Origin of the sequence: Streptomyces sp. NPDC085596, assembly GCF_044541565.1 — a bacterium.
In the GTDB taxonomy this organism is placed as follows: domain Bacteria; phylum Actinomycetota; class Actinomycetes; order Streptomycetales; family Streptomycetaceae; genus Streptomyces.
In genome coordinates this window covers 369,586-387,681 of sequence record NZ_JBITTC010000001.1, presented here as the reverse complement: position 1 = coordinate 387,681, position 18,096 = coordinate 369,586, and the positions used below count along the sequence as shown (strand labels likewise).

Annotated in this window: 17 protein-coding genes and 1 riboswitch; of the genes, 13 read left to right on the top strand and 4 right to left on the bottom strand. The window is 73.2% G+C overall.

Going from position 1 to position 18,096, the window contains the following annotated elements; translation table 11 throughout:
• The first annotated feature begins 73 nt into the window (after window positions 1-73).
• A riboswitch (SAM riboswitch) is annotated at window positions 74-190 on the top strand.
• 182 nt (window positions 191-372) lie between these two features.
• Window positions 373-1,728 (top strand): aminotransferase class V-fold PLP-dependent enzyme, encoded by a 1,356-nt coding sequence (locus tag ACIGA3_RS01780; protein ID WP_399709290.1) that lies wholly within the window; start codon window positions 373-375, stop codon window positions 1,726-1,728.
• A 6-nt stretch (window positions 1,729-1,734) separates the two neighbouring features.
• Here the strand turns inward: ACIGA3_RS01780 and ACIGA3_RS01775 are convergent, their stop codons facing one another.
• A complete protein-coding gene (locus ACIGA3_RS01775) occupies window positions 1,735-2,016 on the bottom strand; it encodes an Lrp/AsnC family transcriptional regulator (RefSeq protein WP_399709287.1) in 282 nt (93 codons plus the stop codon).
• Window positions 2,013-2,792 (bottom strand): rhomboid family intramembrane serine protease, encoded by a 780-nt coding sequence (locus ACIGA3_RS01770; RefSeq protein ID WP_399709285.1) that lies wholly within the window; start codon window positions 2,790-2,792, stop codon window positions 2,013-2,015. The genes ACIGA3_RS01775 and ACIGA3_RS01770 overlap by 4 nt, the downstream gene beginning before the upstream one ends.
• A gap of 198 nt (window positions 2,793-2,990) precedes the next feature.
• On the opposite strand from ACIGA3_RS01770, the gene ACIGA3_RS01765 reads away from it, so the two are divergent.
• The 5 genes from ACIGA3_RS01765 to ACIGA3_RS01745 all read left to right on the top strand — a co-directional run bounded on the left by ACIGA3_RS01765 (window position 2,991) and on the right by ACIGA3_RS01745 (window position 8,350).
• Window positions 2,991-3,230 (top strand): hypothetical protein, encoded by a 240-nt coding sequence (locus tag ACIGA3_RS01765; RefSeq protein WP_031179904.1) that lies wholly within the window; start codon window positions 2,991-2,993, stop codon window positions 3,228-3,230.
• Between the two features lie 66 nt (window positions 3,231-3,296).
• Window positions 3,297-4,640, top strand: coding sequence for an NYN domain-containing protein (locus ACIGA3_RS01760; RefSeq protein WP_399709282.1), 1,344 nt, complete (start codon window positions 3,297-3,299; stop codon window positions 4,638-4,640).
• A 210-nt stretch (window positions 4,641-4,850) separates the two neighbouring features.
• Window positions 4,851-5,891: an NlpC/P60 family protein gene (locus ACIGA3_RS01755; RefSeq protein ID WP_399709279.1), complete on the top strand. Its 1,041-nt coding sequence runs from the start codon at window positions 4,851-4,853 to the stop codon at window positions 5,889-5,891.
• Between the two features lie 237 nt (window positions 5,892-6,128).
• The gene (locus ACIGA3_RS01750; protein WP_399709276.1) at window positions 6,129-7,133 is read left to right on the top strand and encodes an NlpC/P60 family protein; all 1,005 of its coding nucleotides are present in this window, start codon (window positions 6,129-6,131) and stop codon (window positions 7,131-7,133) included.
• Window positions 7,134-7,162: 29 nt separating this feature from the next.
• Window positions 7,163-8,350 (top strand): hypothetical protein, encoded by a 1,188-nt coding sequence (locus tag ACIGA3_RS01745; protein ID WP_399709274.1) that lies wholly within the window; start codon window positions 7,163-7,165, stop codon window positions 8,348-8,350.
• A 7-nt stretch (window positions 8,351-8,357) separates the two neighbouring features.
• Here the strand turns inward: ACIGA3_RS01745 and ACIGA3_RS01740 are convergent, their stop codons facing one another.
• Window positions 8,358-9,593, bottom strand: a complete 1,236-nt coding sequence (locus tag ACIGA3_RS01740) for a glycosyltransferase 87 family protein (protein ID WP_399709271.1) — start codon at window positions 9,591-9,593, stop codon at window positions 8,358-8,360.
• Window positions 9,594-9,745: 152 nt separating this feature from the next.
• Between ACIGA3_RS01740 and ACIGA3_RS01735 the strand changes: the two genes are divergently transcribed.
• Entirely contained in the window at window positions 9,746-10,888 is a 1,143-nt protein-coding gene (locus tag ACIGA3_RS01735; protein WP_399709268.1) for a glycosyltransferase family 4 protein, read from the top strand.
• A gap of 50 nt (window positions 10,889-10,938) precedes the next feature.
• On the opposite strand, the gene ACIGA3_RS01730 is transcribed toward ACIGA3_RS01735, so the two are convergent.
• Complete coding sequence (locus ACIGA3_RS01730) at window positions 10,939-12,747, bottom strand: AMP-dependent synthetase/ligase (RefSeq protein ID WP_399709265.1); 1,809 nt, start codon at window positions 12,745-12,747, stop codon at window positions 10,939-10,941.
• Between the two features lie 305 nt (window positions 12,748-13,052).
• On the opposite strand from ACIGA3_RS01730, the gene ACIGA3_RS01725 reads away from it, so the two are divergent.
• The 6 genes from ACIGA3_RS01725 (at window position 13,053) to ACIGA3_RS01700 (ending at window position 18,096) form a co-directional block, all read left to right on the top strand.
• Window positions 13,053-13,859 (top strand): metallophosphoesterase, encoded by an 807-nt coding sequence (locus tag ACIGA3_RS01725; RefSeq protein ID WP_399709262.1) that lies wholly within the window; start codon window positions 13,053-13,055, stop codon window positions 13,857-13,859.
• Window positions 13,860-13,999: 140 nt separating this feature from the next.
• Window positions 14,000-14,440: an SRPBCC family protein gene (locus ACIGA3_RS01720; protein ID WP_399709260.1), complete on the top strand. Its 441-nt coding sequence runs from the start codon at window positions 14,000-14,002 to the stop codon at window positions 14,438-14,440.
• A 71-nt stretch (window positions 14,441-14,511) separates the two neighbouring features.
• Complete coding sequence (locus ACIGA3_RS01715) at window positions 14,512-15,684, top strand: ArsA family ATPase (RefSeq protein WP_399709257.1); 1,173 nt, start codon at window positions 14,512-14,514, stop codon at window positions 15,682-15,684.
• 56 nt (window positions 15,685-15,740) lie between these two features.
• A complete protein-coding gene (locus ACIGA3_RS01710; RefSeq protein WP_399709254.1) occupies window positions 15,741-16,253 on the top strand; it encodes a DUF5304 domain-containing protein in 513 nt (170 codons plus the stop codon).
• Window positions 16,254-16,320: 67 nt separating this feature from the next.
• Entirely contained in the window at window positions 16,321-17,274 is a 954-nt protein-coding gene (locus tag ACIGA3_RS01705; protein ID WP_030810283.1) for an ROK family glucokinase, read from the top strand.
• A 69-nt stretch (window positions 17,275-17,343) separates the two neighbouring features.
• Window positions 17,344-18,096 carry an endonuclease/exonuclease/phosphatase family protein gene (locus ACIGA3_RS01700; protein WP_399709249.1) on the top strand — a complete coding sequence of 251 codons (753 nt, stop codon included), beginning with the start codon at window positions 17,344-17,346 and terminating at the stop codon, window positions 18,094-18,096.

The window sequence follows — 18,096 nt, the reverse complement described above, 5'->3', positions numbered from 1 at the left end:
CTCCGCCGCACCGGCGTTCCGGCATCCGGACGCCGGTTGCGCCGGGTGATCCGTCCGGATAACTTGCGTGTCAGGTCATGAGCGACAGCCATGCGGCCCCGGCCGGCTGTCCGGCAACCCTCCGTCCGTGGCGGGGTGCTCCGGGTGAGGACCAGGCCGTGGTCCAGAAGGTCCACGGCAAGCGCGGACCCCTCGAAGAACCAGGGGTCCTGGTCGTACGAGGGAGCCTTCTTCCGTGAGCAAGCGAATGCGCCGGGGCCGCTGAGCCCCGCCTCCGCACACCCCCTTTCTCTCTGTTTCCGCGTCTTCCGGCGCCGCGCCCGCATGCCCTGTGCGCGCGGTGACTCCGGCCTGCCTCACGGGAGTTCAGCCATGTCCGTCTCCACCGCCTTCGCCCCCGCCCCCGCCGCCACCGAGGCCCTGCCCGCTCCGCTGCCGGTGCTCGGCCGGGACGTCACCGTGCCGCTCGTCACCGGGGGCGAGGTGGGCTACGCCGCGCTCGACTACGCCGCCAGCGCCCCCGCGCTCCAGCGGGTCTGGGACGACATCGCCGCCTACGCCCCCTATTACGGCAGCGTGCACCGGGGTGCCGGCCACCTCTCGCAGCTCTCCACCGAGCTGTTCGAGAACGCCCGCCGCACGGTCGCGGAGTTCCTCGACTGCCGGGACGACGACCAGGTGGTCTTCACCCGGTCCACCACGGACTCGCTGAACCTGCTGGCCCGCGCGCTGCCCGCCGGGTGCGAGGTGTACGTCTTCGAGACCGAGCACCATGCCGCGCTGCTGCCCTGGCGCGAGGCCGACGTGACCTACCTCGACGCCCCGCGCGGTCCCGCCGAGGCCGTGCGCACGCTGGAGCGGGCCCTCGCCGCCCGTGACACCGCGCGCCCCGCGCTGGTCTGCGTCACCGGCGCCTCCAATGTCACCGGCGAGCTGTGGCCGGTGCGCGAGCTGGCGGCGGCCGCGCACGCGTCCGGCGCGCGGATCGTCCTGGACGCCGCCCAGCTGGTGCCGCACCAGCCGGTGAGCGTGCGGGAACTGGACGTCGACTGGATCGCGTTCTCCGGGCACAAGCTGTACGCGCCCTTCGGCTCCGGGGTGCTGGCCGGGCGGGCCGACTGGCTCTCCGCGGCCGAGCCGTACCTCGCGGGCGGCGGCGCCAGCCGCACGGTGGCCCGGCGCCCGGACGGCGGGGTGGAGGTGGAGTGGCACGAGGGCGCCGCCCGGCACGAGGCGGGTTCGCCCAATGTCATCGGCGCCTACGCCGTCGCCTCGGCCTGCCGTGCGCTCACCGAGGCCGGCCCCGACGCCCTGGCCGCCCGTGAGCGGCATCTGCTCGGCCTGCTCCGCGCGGGCCTCGCCGAGGTGCCGGAGGTGCGGGTGCTCTCCCTCTTCGGCGACGACGCCCCGCGCGTCGGCGTGCTGTCCTTCGTCGTCGACGGCTGGAACAGCTCCCACCTCGCCGCCGCGCTCTCCGCCGAGTACGGCATCGGCGTCCGCGACGGCCTCTTCTGCGCCCACCCCCTGGTGCACGCGCTCCTGGGCACCGCCCCCGCCGAGCAGACCGGCTGCGGCACCGAGACCCTGAACGCCCTCCGCGTCAGCTTCGGCGCGGGCACCCCGGAGGAGGACGTGACCCGCTTCGTGACGGCGGTACGCGAACTGGTCACCCAGGGCGCGAAGTGGACCTACCGCACCGAGAACGGCCGCTGCGTCCCGGAGAGCTGAAGCGCGCTAGTTGTCCAGGCCGATCGCGAAGGCCGCTTCCAGGTCGTGCTGGGAGTAGGTGCGGAAGGCGACGTGGGTGTCGGTGCCCTCCACGCCCTGGATCTTGCTGATGCGGCCGGGGATGACCTCGGCGAGATCCTCGTGGCGGGCCACGCGGACCATGGCGATCAGGTCGTAGGTACCGGTGACGGAGAAGACCTCGCTGACGCTCTCCAGCGCGGCGATCTGCTCGGCGATCTCCGGAATCCGGTCCACGCTGGTCTTGATCAGGACGATCGCGGTGATCACGGCTGGTTCTCTCCCTTGGACGCCGTAGCCGGGGCGGGCCCAACTCTAGCCTCGCCCGGGCCGTCCTTCGCGCGCCGCTTCCCCGTGGTCCTCCCGTACCGCAGCCACGCGTAGCCGAAGCCCAGGCAGAAGCCGATCACATGGGCGAGGTAGGCGACGCCGGGACCCTCGGGGGCGCGGCCCGCCGCGTACCACTGGAGGGCGGCCCAGAAGGGCAGCACCACCCAGGCCGGGAAGCGCAACGGGAGGAAGAACAGGAACGGGAGGAGACTGGTGACACGGGCCCGCGGAAAGAGGTGGAGGAACGCGCCGAGGACCGCCGAGATGGCGCCCGAGGCACCGACCAGGGACTGCTCGGAGCCCGCGTTGGCGAGCGCGTACCCGAGCAGGGCGAGGTAGCCGCAGCCGACGTAGAACAGGGTGAACTCGACGCGGCCCATCCGTTCCTCGGTGAGCACGCCGAAGACGAAGAGGAAGAGCATGTTGCCGAGCAGATGCACCCAGCTGCCGTGCACGAACAGCGCGGTCACCGGCGTGAGCGCCTCGCGCACCGGCTCCGCGAAGAGGCTGGCCGGGATCACCCCCCAGTGCCGGAAGTACGCCCGCTGCGCCGCGAGCAGCGTCTCCCCGGTGCCGTACGCGCGGGTGAAACCGGAGGCCGGGCCCAGCAGGAAGATCAGGCAGCACAGGGCGATGAGGCCGTACGTCAGCGGCGCCGGGGTGCCCCGGACCGCCCTGACGGTCCGGGCGGCGGTCGTGCTCCACTCTCTGATCATGAATACAGAGCATGACGTAACCGGACGCACTGGTACAGACCGCCTCGCCGCTTCGGACGGGCGGGCGGCGAACACCCGGCAGGCCGTAGGGTTACGGCCACACGTGCCGGGACCCGGCGCGCGACCGCCCGGAACGGCCCGCGAAGGCAGGGTCCGGGCGATGCCCCGAGAAGCGACGAGTAGGAAGCGAGCTGCGCGATGACGGTTCCTCCGCCGACCGCCACGACACGCTGGCGCTGCACCCTCTGCGGCAACCTCACCCGGTTCGACGTGACCCGCTCCTCCAAGGCCGTCGAGTACGTCCACCTCGACCTGGCCGGGGAGCCGACCGTCGAGGAACGCGAGGTGGTCAGTGAGACCATCGAGTCGGTCCGCTGTCGCTGGTGCAACGCGGTGGACCAGGTGGAACTCGTGGACAGGCCGGGCGCCGCCTCCTGAGGGCGGAGCGGTCCGCGCGGTACGGGAACAGGTGGGTCGGGCATGTCGGGCATTGGGGTGTGACGGATGGTGGAGACCGCGGGCGGGGGGCCGGAGGACGGCACCGCCGAGGTGCTTGACCGCCCGCTGCCCGACGGCGTGCGCCGCCGGGTCGTGAGAATCGTCTCGGACGCCTTCGGCGCCCTGACCATGGCCGAACTGCCCGCCCAGCTGCGGCAGTACGCCCGGTTCACCCCGACCCGGCGGGCCAAGTTCGCCGGGACCGCGATGGCGGCCGCGCTGGAGACGGAACGCCTCTTCCGGCAGCGGATCGGCGAGCGCTACAAGGAGACCCAGCCGGAGCTGTGCGGTGCGCTGGAAGCGGGCTCCCCGCCCCCGGCCGCCGACCCCCTGGACGTCGCGGCCGCCGCCTATGTGCTGCGCCCGCCGGGCTGGGCCAAGCTGGTCGCCGCGGCCGGCGAGGAGGCCCAGCGCGCGGACGCCGAGCGCGCGGACGAGGAGAGCCGGGCCGAGCTGGAGCGGCTGCGCGAGGAACTGGCGCAGGCCCGCGAGCACGCCCGCGCCGAGACCGCCCGGCTGCGCGCCGAACTGGACGCGGCCAAGAAGGAGGCCGACGCGCTGCACCGCAAGCTGCGCTCGGCCCTGAGTGACGTCAAGCGCGGTGAGGCCGCGCTGCGCAAGGAGCGCGCCGAGACCGAGTCGGTGCGGGCCGAGAGCCAGGTGGCGGTCTCGGCCGCCGAGAGCGAGTCCCGCCGGCTGAAGACCCGCCTCGGCGAGTCGGAGGCCGCCCTGGAGGCGACCCGTCGCGCGGTCCGCGAGGGCCGCAGCGTGGAGGACATGCGGGTACGGCTGCTGCTCGACACCGTGCTGGAGGCGGCCCAGGGGCTGCGCCGGGAGCTGGCGCTGCCACCGGTGTCGGTACGCCCGGCCGAGACCGTGGACGCGGTCGAGCCGGGCCGGATGAGCCCCAAGGACATCGCCGCCCGCGCCCTGTCCGAGCACGACCCCGCGATCCTCGACCAGTTGCTGGCGCTGCCGCAGGCCCATCTGGTGGTCGACGGCTACAACGTCACCAAGACCGGCTATCCGCAGATGCCGCTGGAGAAGCAGCGGCTCAGGCTCCTCGGCCAGCTCTCCGCGCTCGCCGCGCAGACCGGCGCCGAGGTCACCTGTGTCTTCGACGGCGCCGAACTGGTCGCGCCGGTCCTGCTCGCGCCGCCGCGCGGGGTACGGGTGCTGTTCTCCAAGCCGGGGGTGACGGCCGACGAGCTGATCCGTCAGCTGGTGCGCGCCGAACCGCCCGGCCGTCCGGTCATCGTGGCCTCCACCGACCGCGAGGTGGCGGACGGCGTCGCACGCGCCGGTGCCCGCCCCGTCGCCTCTGCGGTACTTCTCAAGCGACTGTCCTGAACGCCCAACGGACGTGTTACATGCCCGGATTGAGGGTGTCTGTAGGCGACACACGGTCAACCTGACGTCACATGCTGTGCGTTGAGTGCAAAGAATGCAGCGAGGGACTGGATTTTTTGCTGTGAGGATTTGAACTGATCACAACTGGGTCACTAGGGTCGGTTCGAACCTCCGAGCGGGTGATCACTCACAAGAAGGAGTTCGTCCTCCGTGGCGTCCCATCGTCGACCCAAGCAGCCGAGCCGCACGCGTGTCACCGTGCTGACCACCGCGGCCGCCGCCGCCGTCGCGCTCAGCGCGAACGCGGCCAACGCCGCCCCGAGCGAGAAGCCCGGAAGGACCGAGGTCAAGGCGCAGGTCGACAAGCTCTACGAGCAGGCCGAGCAGGCCACCGAGAAGTACAACGGCGCCAAGGAGAAGCAGGAGAAGCTCCAGAAGGAGATCTCCACCATCCAGGACAACGTCGCCCGCGGTCAGCAGGACCTGAACAACCTGCGCGACGGCCTCGGTTCGATGGCCACCGCCCAGTACCGCAGCGGCGGCATCGACCCCTCGGTGCAGCTCTTCCTCTCCGCCGACCCGGACGACTACCTCGACAAGGCGTCCACGCTCGACCAGTTGAGCGGTCAGCAGGTCGAGGCGCTGAAGAAGATCCAGGACAAGCAGCGCGAACTCGCCCAGGACCGCGCCGAGGCCACCGAGAAGCTCAAGGACCTCGCCTCCACCCGCACCGAGCTGGGCAAGAAGAAGAAGGAGGTCCAGGGCAAGCTGGGCGAGGCGCAGCGCCTGCTCAACACCCTGACCGCCAAGGAGAAGCAGGCACTGGCCGCCGAGCAGCAGCGCGCCGACCGCTCCTCCAGCGAGCGCGTCCAGCTCGGCAACGCCGTCCCCGCCTCGGGCCGGGCCGGAGCCGCGTTCTCCGCCGCGCAGAGCCAGATCGGCAAGCCGTACTCCTACGGCGCCACCGGCACGGCCACCTTCGACTGCTCGGGCCTGACCTCCTGGGCCTACGCCCAGGCCGGTGTCTCCATCCCGCGCACCTCGGAGTCCCAGGCCAACATCGGCACCCGGATCTACTCCCAGAGCGACCTCCAGGTCGGCGACCTCGTCTTCTTCTTCAACGACATCCACCACGTCGGTCTCTACGCGGGCGGCGGCCAGGTCCTGCACGCCCCGCGCACCGGCACGGTCGTCCGCTACGAGTCCATGAGCACCATCGGCGGTCCGTTCATGTTCGGCGTCCGGGTCTGAGACCAGCCCCGACGGCCCCGCCACACCCGCCCGAACGGGCGAATCACGGCAACGCGCGACCCCTGGCGCCCCGCCGCTGACCTGCGTCGGCGTCGGGGCGTCACCGTGTGTGCCCACGGCGGTCGTTGGCCGGTGGGTGTCCGTGCGGCTACTGTCTGGCGCGTTTCCCCGGCACCGAGGGCCCCGGCCCGTCCGCGCGCCGGGGGACGGTACCCGTCGTCCAGCGGAAGGACCGCCGTGGCGTCCCATCGCCGTCCCGCAACACCCGGATGCGACCGGGGCGCCGCCGCCCTGTGCGTGCTGTCGGCCGCGGCCGCCGCCCTCGGCGCCGTACCCGCCGCGCACGCGTCGCCACGCGACGGCGCCCGCGCCGAACTGGACCGGCTCTATGCGGCGGCCGAGCGTGCCACCGAGGACTACGACCGGGCCGACGAGCACGCGGACAAGCTCCGCCGCGAGGTCCGCGACGCCCAGGACCACATCGCCCGCACCCAGCAGCGGGTCAACTCCCTGCGGGAGAAGCTTGGTTCGCTCGCCGGGGCCGAATACCGCTCCGGCGGCATCGACCCGGCCGTCGCCCTGCTCTTCTCCGCCGACCCCGACGACTACCTCGACAAGGCGTCCGTCGTCGACCGGATCGACACCCGGCAGGCCGGGCAGCTGCGCGAGCTGCGGGGTGCCCTGCGCGACCTCGCCCAGGAGCGCGCCGAGGCGGTGGCCAAGCTCGGCGACCTGGAGCGCAGCCGCACGGCGGTCGCCGCGCACAAGCGGAGCGTGCGGGAGAAACTCGCCCGTGCCCGGCGGCTGTTCGACTCCCTGCCCGGCGCCGACCGCGCCGACTACAACCGCGCCTCCCGCTCCGGCCGCGCCGACCTCACCGGCCTCACCGGCCTCGACCCCCGTGCCGCCGCCGCGCTCGCCGCCGCCCGCTCCGCGCTCGGCAGACCCTATGTGTGGGGCGCCAACGGCCCCGCCGGCTTCGACTGTTCGGGCCTGATGCAGTGGTCGTACGCCAGGGCGGGCGTCCAGCTCCCGCGCACCTCGCAGGCCCAGCGGAACGCCGGACACCACGTCCCGCTCTCCCAGGCCCGCCCCGGCGACCTCGTGATCTACCGCTCCGACGCCAGCCATGTGGCGATGTACGTCGGCAACGGCCAGGTCATCCACGCACCCCACCCCGGCGCGCCGGTGCGCTACGACCGGGTCGGCATGCTCCCGATCTCCTCGGTGACCCGCCCCTGAGCCTTCCCCGCACCCCGTACGATCGGAGCGTGGCCGGCCGGGACAGAGCGTGGCGATCAGCGGCGGCGGGACTCTGCCTGCTGCTCCTGCCGGCGTTCGCCGGATGCGGCCGGCCGGCGCCGGACTCCGGGGCGCGGGCCGAGGTGCAGCGGGTGCTCGACCGCCGGGCGGCCGCCCTGCTCGGCCACGACGAGGCCGCGTACGGGACCACCGGCACCCGCACGCCCTACACCCGGCTCCGGGCGCTCCCGCTGGCCTCCTGGGCCTACCGGGTCACCGCGCTGCGCCGGGACGGCACGAGCGCGGACGCCGAACTGCGCTACCGGGTCGCCGGACAGGACACCGCCCCCGTCACCGCCCGCCGCACCCTCACCCTGAGCCACACCGCCGACGGCGGCTGGTACGTCACCGCCGAGGGGCCCGCGCACGGCGCCGGACAGCAGCTGTGGGACCAGGGCACGGTCACCGCCGTCACCGGCGCGCACAGCCTGGTGCTGGGCACCGGGCAGAGCACCGCCGGACTGCGCGGCTACGCCCGGCTCGCCGACCGCGCCGTACCCGCGGTCTCCCGCGCCTGGGGTGCGCGCTGGGCCCGGCGGGTCGTCGTCCTGGTGCCCCGCTCACTGGACGGCATGGCCGCGCTGCTCGGCTCGCCCGCCGCCCAGTACCGGGGCATCGCCGCCGTCACCACCGCCGAGACACCGGGCGCCGACCGGGCCCCCGCGGACCGGGTGGTCGTCAACCCGGAGGCGTACGCCATCCTCGGTGACCTGGGCAAGCAGGTCGTGCTCACCCACGAGACCGCCCATGTCGCCACCCGCTCCGCGACCACCGCCGCCACCCCGCTCTGGCTCTCCGAGGGGTGCGCGGACTGGACCGGCTACCTCGGCACCGGCCGCACCCCCGCCGAGGCCGCCCCCGAACTCACCCGCGCCGTCGCGGACGGGCAGATCCCGGCCGCGCTCCCCGCCGACCGGGACTTCGGCTTCACCGGCGACCCGGCCGGGCTCGCGCGGTCCTACGAGTCCGGCTGGCTGGCCTGCCGGATGATCGCCGACCGCTGGGGAGAGGACCGGCTGCGCGCCTTCTACCGGGCCGTCGGCGCCCACCGCACCCGGGCGGGCGCGGTCGAGGGCGCGCTGGCGAAGGTGCTGGACACCACCCTGGGGGCGTTCACCGCCCAGTGGCGCGCCTACACACGGGACCAGCTGAGCTGAGCCGCTCTCAGGGCGAGACGGGCGTCCCGTCCGCCCGGTCGGTCATCGCCGGGGCGGGCGCGGCCGGCTCCGGGGACACGGTGGAGCGCCACAGGCGGCGGGCCGCCGAGAGCGAGGCGGCGACCAGCAGGCCGTTGCGCACGAACATCAGCGTCACGCCGTACCAGTCGCTGGTCACCACATGGATGAAGCCGAGCGGGAACTCCAGCAACGTGACCAGGGACGCCACGACCACCATCAGCGCGGGGGCCGTCATCCGGGTCGCCCGGTGGGTCAGGCACACCGCGGCCAGCCCGATCAGCCACACCAGGTACTGCGGGCTGATCACCCGGCTGGTCACCGTGAACAGCAGCACCGCCGTGAACGCCGCCTCGGCGAGCGTCACCGGCCCGGTCCGGGCCACCCGCAGCCGCCACAGCACCAGCCAGCCGAACGCGGCCCCGGTCAGCACCAGCGCGGCCGTGCTCACCGCCCCGACGTACGGGCCGAGGAATTCGATCGAGCCGTAGTTCAGCAGCACCTGGCCCTCCCAGCCGAAGTGCCGGGCCACATGGAAGACCAGCGCGCCCAGCGACTCCACCTCGGTGCCCCGGTCCCGCTGGAAGGTCAGGAAGGCGAACGCGCCCGGCATCGACACCGCGAACAGTGCCGCCAGCCCCGACGCCGTCACGGCCGCCGACGCCCACGGGCGGCGCCGGAAGGAGCCCGTCAGCAGCAGCGCCGGCCACACCTTCACCATCGCCCCGAGCGCGGTCAGCACCCCGAAGACGCGCGGATGCCGGGCGGCCACCAGCAGCGCGGCCACGGCCAGGGCGGTCACCATCACGTCGTAGCGCGCGTACACCGTGGGCCCGAGCAGCGGGACGGCCGCCGTCCACAGCCAGGCACCGCGCCGTGATCTCTCCGGCCCGCGCCCGTAGCGCAGCAGCAGACAGAGCACCGCGAGGTCGGTGACGCAGGCCAGGACGAAGAACGCGTCCGTGTAGTCCAGGAACGGCAGCAGGCCGGGGGAGAGGACCGCCAGCGCCGCCGCGGGCGGGTACTGCCAGGTGACGTCGTCCAGCGGAAACGTTCCCTGACGCAGGACCTCGTACCAGCCGCGGTAGATCACCGACACGTCCGAGGTGACGTCCGGGCCCGCGACGGTGATCACCTTGAACACGGTCAGCAGCAGGGCGGCGCGGGTGGCCGCCCACACCGCCGCGAGCCACGCCAGGGACCGCCCGGCGCCCTTCGTGTCCACGTGATCCCCTGCCGTTCGGTCGTGTCGGTTGTGCGTCGTGCGTGCCTGTGCCGTACGCGTCGGAAGACTCATGATGTCCTTTACGGCCGTGTCCCTGCCACAGACTCCGCCCGGCCGGGACCCCGGCGGGACACCCGGTAGGGTCGGCGGCGATGCACAAGACCCTGATCGTGACCAACGACTTTCCGCCCCGGCCCGGCGGCATCCAGGCGTTCCTGCACAACATGGCGCTGCGCCTGGACCCGGACCGGATCGTCGTATACGCCTCCACCTGGAAGCGCGGCCGCGAGGGCGCCGAGGCGACCGCCGCCTTCGATGCCGAGCAGCCCTTCACCGTCGTACGCGACCGTACGACCATGCTGCTGCCCACCCCGGGGGCGACCCGGCGGGCGGTCGGGCTGCTGCGCGAGCACGGCTGCACCTCGGTGTGGTTCGGGGCGGCGGCGCCGCTCGGGCTGATGGCACCCGCGCTGCGCCAGGCCGGCGCCGAGCGGCTGGTGGCCACCACCCACGGTCACGAGGCGGGCTGGGCCCAGTTGCCCGGCGCCCGCCGACTGCTGCGCCGGATCGGTGAGTCCACCGACACGATCACCTACCTCGGCGAGTACACCCGGTCCCGGATCGCGGCCGCGCTCACCCCTGAGGCGGCCGGACGGATGGTCCAGCTGCCGCCCGGCGTGGACGAGAAGACCTTCCACCCCGGCTCCGGCGGGGACGAGGTGCGCGCCCGGCTCGGGCTCACCGACCGGCCGGTCGTGGTGTGCGTCTCCCGGCTGGTGCCGAGGAAGGGCCAGGACACCCTGATCCGGGCCATGCCCCAGATCCTCGCCGCCGAGCCGGACGCCGTGCTGCTGATCGTGGGCGGTGGCCCCTACGAGTCCGACCTGCGCCGCCTGGCCGCCGAGACGGGCGTCGCGGACTCCGTACGGTTCACCGGCGCGGTGCCCTGGGCCGAGCTGCCCGCGCACTACGGCGCCGGGGACGTGTTCGCCATGCCGTGCCGCACCCGGCGCGGCGGGCTGGACGTGGAGGGGCTCGGCATCGTCTACCTGGAGGCGTCCGCGACCGGGCTGCCCGTCGTCGCCGGGGACTCCGGCGGCGCCCCGGACGCCGTGCTCGACGGCGAGACCGGCTGGGTGGTCCGGGGCGGCGAACCGGCCGAGGCCGCCGAGCGGATCGTGGCTCTGCTCGCCGACGAGGGGCTGCGCCGTCGGATGGGCGAGCGCGGCCGCGGTTGGGTCGAGGAGAAGTGGCGCTGGGACCTGCTGGCCGAACGGCTGAAGGTGCTGCTCTGACGGAACGGCGCCGGGGAGACCCCGGCGCCGCTCTCTTCGGTGATGGTGCGTCAGGAGGCGGTCTGCTTGGCGTAGATGGCCTCGATGTCGGCCGCGTAGTCCTTCGCCACCACGTTCCGCTTCAGCTTCAGCGAGGGCGTGAGGTGACCCGACTCCTCGGTGAACTGGATCGGCAGGATACGGAACTTGCGCACCGACTCCGCCTTCGACACCGCCGCGTTGCCGTCGTCCACGGCCGCCTGTACCGCCGCGTTCAGCTCCGGGTCCTCGCGCAGCGAAGTCGCCGTGGAGTCCGCGGGCTTGCCGTTCTCGGCGGCCCAACGGCCAAGGAACTCCTCGTCGATGGTGACCAGCGCGCCCACGAACGGCCGCCCGTCGCCCACCACCATGCACTCCGCGACCAGCGCGTGCGCGCGGATACGGTCCTCGATCACCGCCGGGGCGACGTTCTTGCCGCCCGCCGTGACGATGATCTCCTTCTTGCGGCCGGTGATCCGGAGGTAGCCGTCCTCGTCCAGGGTGCCGATGTCCCCGGTGTGGAACCAGCCGTCGGCCAGCGCCTCGGCGGTCGCGTCGGGGTTGTTCCAGTACTCCTTGAACAGGTGCTCGCCGTGCAGCAGCACCTCGCCGTCGTCCGCTATCCGCACGACCGAGCCGGGCAGCGGCTGGCCGACCGTGCCGATCTTCTGCCGGTCCCACGGGTTGAACGCCGTCGCCGCGCAGGACTCGGTCAGGCCGTAGCCCTCCAGCACCGTGAACCCGATGCCCCGGAAGAAGTGGCCGAGCCGCTCACCCAGCGGGGCGCCGCCCGAGATCGCGAACTCGCCCCGGCCGCCGAGCACCGCCCGCAGCTTGCCGTAGACCAGCTTGTCGAAGACCTTGTGCTTGAGCTTCAGCTTCAGCGACGGGCCCGCCGGGGTGTCCAGCGCGTTGCTGTAGGCGATGGCGACGTCCGCGGCCTTGTCGAAGATCGCGCCCTTGCCGTCGGCCTGCGCCTTGGCCCGCGCGGTGTTGTAGACCTTCTCGAAGACGCGCGGGACGCCCAGGATCAGCGTCGGCCGGAACGCGGACAGCTCGTCGGTGAGGTTCTTGATGTCCGGGACACAGCCCAGCTTGATCGGCGCCATCATCGGCGCGACCTGCACCAGCCGCCCGAAGACGTGCGCCAGCGGCAGGAACAGCAGCACCGAGCACTCACCGGTACGGAACAGCGGACGCAGGCGCTCCACGATGTTGCCGCACTCCGCGAAGAAGCTGCGGTGGGTCAGCACACAGCCCTTGGGGCGGCCGGTGGTGCCGCTGGTGTAGACGATGGTCGCCGGGTCGTCCGCCTTGGCGAGGGAGCCGCGCTCCGCGAGCGTCGCGTCCGACACGTCCTGGCCGAGCCGAGTCAGCTCCTCCAGGCCCCCGGCCTCGATCTGCCACACGTGCTTGAGCGCCGGCAGCGACTCGCGCACCGAGTCCACGGAGGCCGCGTGGCCGTCCAGCTCCACGAAGCAGGCGGTCGCGCCCGAGTCGGAGAGAATCCAGCGGACCTGCTCCGGCGAACTCGTCTCGTACACCGGCACGGTGACCGCGCCGGCGCTCCAGATGGCGAAGTCCAGCAGCGTCCACTCGTAGCGGGTGCGGGACATCAGGCCGACCCGGTCGCCCGGCTGCACACCGGCGGCGATGATGCCCTTGGCCGCGGTGTGGACCTCGGCGAGGAACTGCCGCGCCGTCACGTCCTGCCAGGAGCCGCCCACCTTGCGGGCGATGACGGCGACGTCCGGGTGCTGGGCGGCGTTTCTGCGGACGATGTCCGTCAGATTGCCGTCGGCGGGGACCTCGTACAAAGCCGGAAGGCTGAACTCGCGCAAAACTGCTGCTCCTCGTAGGGCGCCGGCGCCACGACACTGTGTGATGCGACGGTGCGGTCCATGGCTCGGACGGGTGCTCGGGGGGTCCCGCCTGCCGGGGTGTTCTTCCGGAGCACGACCGGACTGCCCGGACGTTACCCGTCGGTATGACCTCTGGGACAGGGGGTCCGTGCCAGATGTTCGCTGCGTCACACGGGATAACCTGCTTTGGCGCACAGTAGTCCACCTCTTGACCAACGGGCGAGTAACCGCAGGCCAGAAGCGCCACTGTTCACGTACACCGCACACCTCTACCCTTGATCGCCATGGCTTCCACACCCGCCCGGGGTCCCCGGACCCGCGGCACCCGCGTTCACGTGATCAGCGATGTGCACGGGAACGCCCGTGACCTCGCACGGGCCGGAGAGGGCGCCGACGCGCTGATCTGCCTCGGTGACCTCGTCCTCTTCCTCGACTACGCCGACCACTCGCGAGGGATCTTCCCCGACCTGTTCGGCGCGGAGAACGCCGACCGGATCGTCGAGCTGCGCACCGCCCGCCGCTTCGAGGAGGCACGCGCCCTCGGCCGCCGGCTGTGGGCCGGCATCGGCGCCGACCGGGACGCCGCCATCGAGCAGGCCGTGCGCCGCCAGTACGCCGAGATGTTCGCCGCCTTCCCCACCCCGACCTACGCCACCTACGGCAACGTCGACATGCCCCCGCTGTGGCGCGAGTACGCCGGGCCCGGCACCACCGTGCTGGACGGCGAGCGGGTGGAGATCGGCGGCCGCGTCTTCGGCTTCGTCGGCGGCGGCCTGCGCACTCCGATGCGCACCCCCTACGAGATCGACGACGAGGAGTACGCGGCGAAGATCGAGGCCGTCGGCGAGGTGGACGTGCTGTGCACCCACATCCCGCCCGAGGTGCCCGAACTGGTCTACGACACCGTCGCCCGTCGCTTCGAGCGCGGCAGCCGGGCCCTGCTGGCCGCCATCAAGCGCACCAGGCCCCGCTACTCCCTCTTCGGCCACGTCCACCAGCCGCTCGCCCGCCGGATGCGGATCGGCGCGACCGAGTGCGTGAACGTGGGGCACTTCGCCGGTACGGGCAGGCCGTGGGCGCTGGAGTGGTGACCACGGTGGCGAAGCGGCCACGCACGCGGCACCGGGGTGACGGCGGCCCGAGGGCGGCGCGGTAGCCTTCACGCTGCACACACGTGCGCACCCCGCGCGTGAGAGAACGTTCTTCGGCCGCATCTGGAGGAGCCACGACGATGGCGGAACACACCAGTTCGAGCATCACGATCGAGGCGGCCCCGGCCGATGTCATGGCGGTGATCGCCGACTTCTCCCGCTACCCGGACTGGACCGGCGAGGTGAAGGAGGCCGAGGTCCTGGAGACCGACGGCCGGGGCCGCGCCGAGGAGGTGCGCCTCGTCATGGACGCGGGCGCCATCAAGGACGACCAGACCCTCGCCTACACCTGGACCGGCGAGCACGAGGTCTCCTGGACCCTGGTGAAGTCCCAGATGCTCCGCTCCCTGGACGGCACCTACCTCCTCAAGCCCGCGGGCGCCGGCGCCACCGAGGTCACCTACCGCCTCACGGTCGACGTCAAGATCCCCATGCTCGGCATGATCAAGCGCAAGGCCGAGAAGGTCATCATCGACCGCGCGCTGGCCGGTCTGAAGAAGCGCGTCGAGACGGGTTCCTGACCCCGGGCTCTTCCCGTAGAGGCCCCGTCGGCGGCCTCGGCCGGCGTGCGGCTCCGTTACCGTTCAGCCTCATGCGTACCCTCCTGATCACCGGGCCGGGCGGCAGTGGCCGCACCAGCGTCGCCGCCGCCACCGGGCTCGCCGCCGCCCGCACCGGCGCCCGCGTGCTCGTGCTCGGCGCCGACCGGGCCGACACCCTCGGCGCGGCCCTGGGCACGGTGACGGGACCCACGCCCACCGAGGCCGCCGAGAACCTCACCGTCTGGCGCCCCGACGCCGGCGCCCGCTTCCGCGAGGACCTCACCGCCTTCCAGAGCCGGGCCGCAACGGTCCTCGACCTCCTCGGTGCCTCCCGGCTGGACGCCGAGGAGGTCACCCCGCTGCCCGGCGCCGAGGAACTGTCCCTCCTGCGCGCCCTGCGCGACGCCGCCCTCTCCGAGCGCTACGACCTGCTCGTCGTGGACCTCCCCCCGCTGCCGGCGGCCCTCGCCCTGCTCGCCCTCCCCGAGGAACTCCGCCGCTACCTGCGCCGCCTCCTGCCCCCCGAGCGCCAGGCCGCCCGCGCCCTGCGCCCGGTCCTCGGCCGCCTTGCCGGGGTCCCCATGCCCGCCGACTGGCTCTACGAGACGGCCGCCCGCTGGGACCTCGAACTCGCCGCCGTCGAAGCGGTCGTCGCCGACCGGGGCACCACCGTCCGCCTGGTCGCCGAACCGGGCCCGGCCGGGGACGACGCCGTACGCACCGCCGGCCTCGGTCTCGCCCTGCGCGGACTGCGCGCCGAGTCCCTGATCGCCAACCGGGTCCTGCCCGAGTCCGCCGACGGCACCTGGCTCGCGGGACCCGTCGCCCAGCAGCGCAAGACCCTGGCCGACTGGTCCGAGGCGTACGACGTGCACACCGTCCCCCACCTCGGCCGCGACCCGCGCGGCACCGAGGACCTCACCGCCCTCGCCCCGCCCGGCGTCAGCCCCGCGCCCGCTCCCGTCGAGTGGCCGGTCACCGACCGCCTCGCCGAGGACGGCACGCTCGTCTGGCGCCTCCCGCTGCCCGGCGCCGTACGGGGCGACCTCGACCTGATCCGGCGCGGCGACGAACTCGTCGTCACCGCCGGGCCCTTCCACCGGATCGTGCCGCTGCCCTCCGCCCTGCGCCGCTGCACCGTCGCCGGAGCCGCGCTCACCGACGGCGAACTGTGTGTCCGGTTCGCGCCCGATCCCGCCCTGTGGCCCGCGCCGGGACGGTGAACGGACACCACCGTTCGGGTAACGTCGAAGACGCGAACCGTAGTCAGGAGCCCGCCATGAGCGAAGAGCGCCCCGCACCCCAGCCCTCCGAGGAGCCCGAAGCTCCCCAGCAGCCGCGCGTGAGCGACGCAGACGCCTGGGCCACCGCCACCGCCGAGGACCTGGCCGCCGAGAAGGCCCGCCGCCGCGGCACCGGCGCCCCGCCTCCCGGCACCGCCGCCGAGGAGCTGCGCCGGCTCATGGACACCGTGGCCGACAAGCTCACCGGCCTGCAGTCCCCGCTGCTCGGCGCCGTCGCCGGACCCGCCGCGCAACAGGCGGTGCGCCAGATGGTCCAGCAGGCCAAGGCCGCCGTCGAACCGGTCGTCGAGCGCAACCCCCAGGTCTTCGACCACCTCGCCGCCGCCGGGAGCGAGCTGCTCGCCGCCTACCGCTCGGCCGTCCAGGCCCAGGAGCACCGCTGGACCACGAGCGCCCCCACCCCGCCCCCGGACGGCACGGACCCCGCCGCCGGCCGCCGCGACCCAGGTGAGGGCACCGGACCGGGCGAGCGCATCGACCTGGACTGACGGTCTGCCCCGGTGGGGCCTCGGGTACCGTTGGCCCTAGCGGGGCTCGACCGGAACTGAGGGATTCATGGGACTCACCATCGGCGTCGACATCGGCGGCACCAAGATCGCGGCCGGCGTGGTCGACGAGGAAGGCAACATCCTCTCGACCTTCAAGGTGCCGACCCCCAGCACGCCCGAGGCCATCGTGGACGCCATCGCCTCGGCCGTGGAGGGCGCGCGTGCCGGACACGACATCGTCGGCGTGGGCATCGGTGCGGCCGGCTATGTGAACCGGCAGCGCTCGACCGTGTACTTCGCGCCCAACATCGACTGGCGCCAGGAGCCGCTCAAGGAGAAGGTCGAGGCCCGCGTGGGTCTCCCGGTCGTCGTCGAGAACGACGCCAACGCGGCCGCCTGGGGCGAGTACAAGTTCGGCGCGGGCAAGGGCCACCGCAACGTCATCTGCATCACGCTCGGCACCGGCCTCGGCGGCGGCATCATCATCGGCAACAAGCTGCGCCGGGGTCACTTCGGCGTGGCCGCCGAGTTCGGCCACATCCGGATGGTCCCGGACGGCCTGCTGTGCGGCTGCGGCTCGCAGGGCTGCTGGGAGCAGTACGCCTCCGGCCGCGCCCTGGTCCGCTACGCCAAGCAGCGCGCCAACGCCACCCCGGAGAACGCCGAGATCCTGCTGGGCCTGGGCGACGGCACCCCCGACGGCATCGAGGGCAAGCACATCTCGGTGGCCGCCCGTCAGGGCGACCCGGTGGCCGTGGACTCCTACCGCGAGCTGGCCCGCTGGGCGGGCGCCGGCCTCGCGGACCTGGCCTCGCTGTTCGACCCGTCCGCGTTCATCGTGGGCGGCGGCCTCTCCGACGAGGGCGAGCTGGTCCTCGACCCGATCCGCAAGTCGTACAAGCGCTGGCTGGTCGGCGGCAACTGGCGCCCGGTGGCCGACGTCATCGCGGCCCAGCTCGGCAACAAGGCCGGCCTGGTCGGCGCGGCCGACCTGGCACGGGAGCCCGACCCGGTCATGTGACACCCACTTCCGGTGTGCCGACCTCAGGGGCGCGGGGAATGATCCCCGCGCCCCGAGTAGGTTGATCACATGCCAACCCCGTTCCCCAACTCCCGTACGGAGTCAGACGGTTCCGCGATCATCAGGGTCCTCAGCTACAACATCCGCTCGCTGAGAGACGACACCGAGGCCCTGGCCAGAATCATCACCGCCTGCGCCCCGGACGTACTCCTCCTCCAGGAAGCCCCCCGCTTCTTCCGCTGGCGCAAGAAGCTGGCCCGCCTGGCCACGGCCACCGGTCTGGTCTACCTCACCGGCGGAGCCCCCGCCGCGGGCCCCGCCATCCTCTGCTCCATGCGGGCCACGGTCGAACGCGCCGAGGACACCCTGCTGCCCCTCACGCCGGGCCAGCACCGACGGGGCCTCGCCACCGCGGTCGTCCGCTTCGGCAAGGCCCGGCTGGGGCTCATCTCCTGCCACCTCGGCCTCCAGAAGGCCGAACGCCAAGCCCAGAGCGGCCTGCTCCTGGAACGCCTCGGTGCCCTGGGCGTGGAGCATGCCGTGATCGGCGGCGACCTGAACGAGGGCCCGGCCGGCCCCGCCTTCACCCAGCTCGCCGACGCCCTCCAGGACGCCGCGGCCGTCGCCCCCCGAGGCGGCACGGACACCTTCCCCGCCACGGCCCCGGCCCGCCGTATCGACGCCGTCCTCGCCACCAAAGGCATCGAGGTACTGGCCTGCGGGGTCCCCACCGACCTGCCCGGCGTCACCGGGAGCGACCTGAGGGCGGCCACGGACCACCTTCCGGTCCTGGCCGCCCTCAGAATCCCGGCGAGCGGGTAG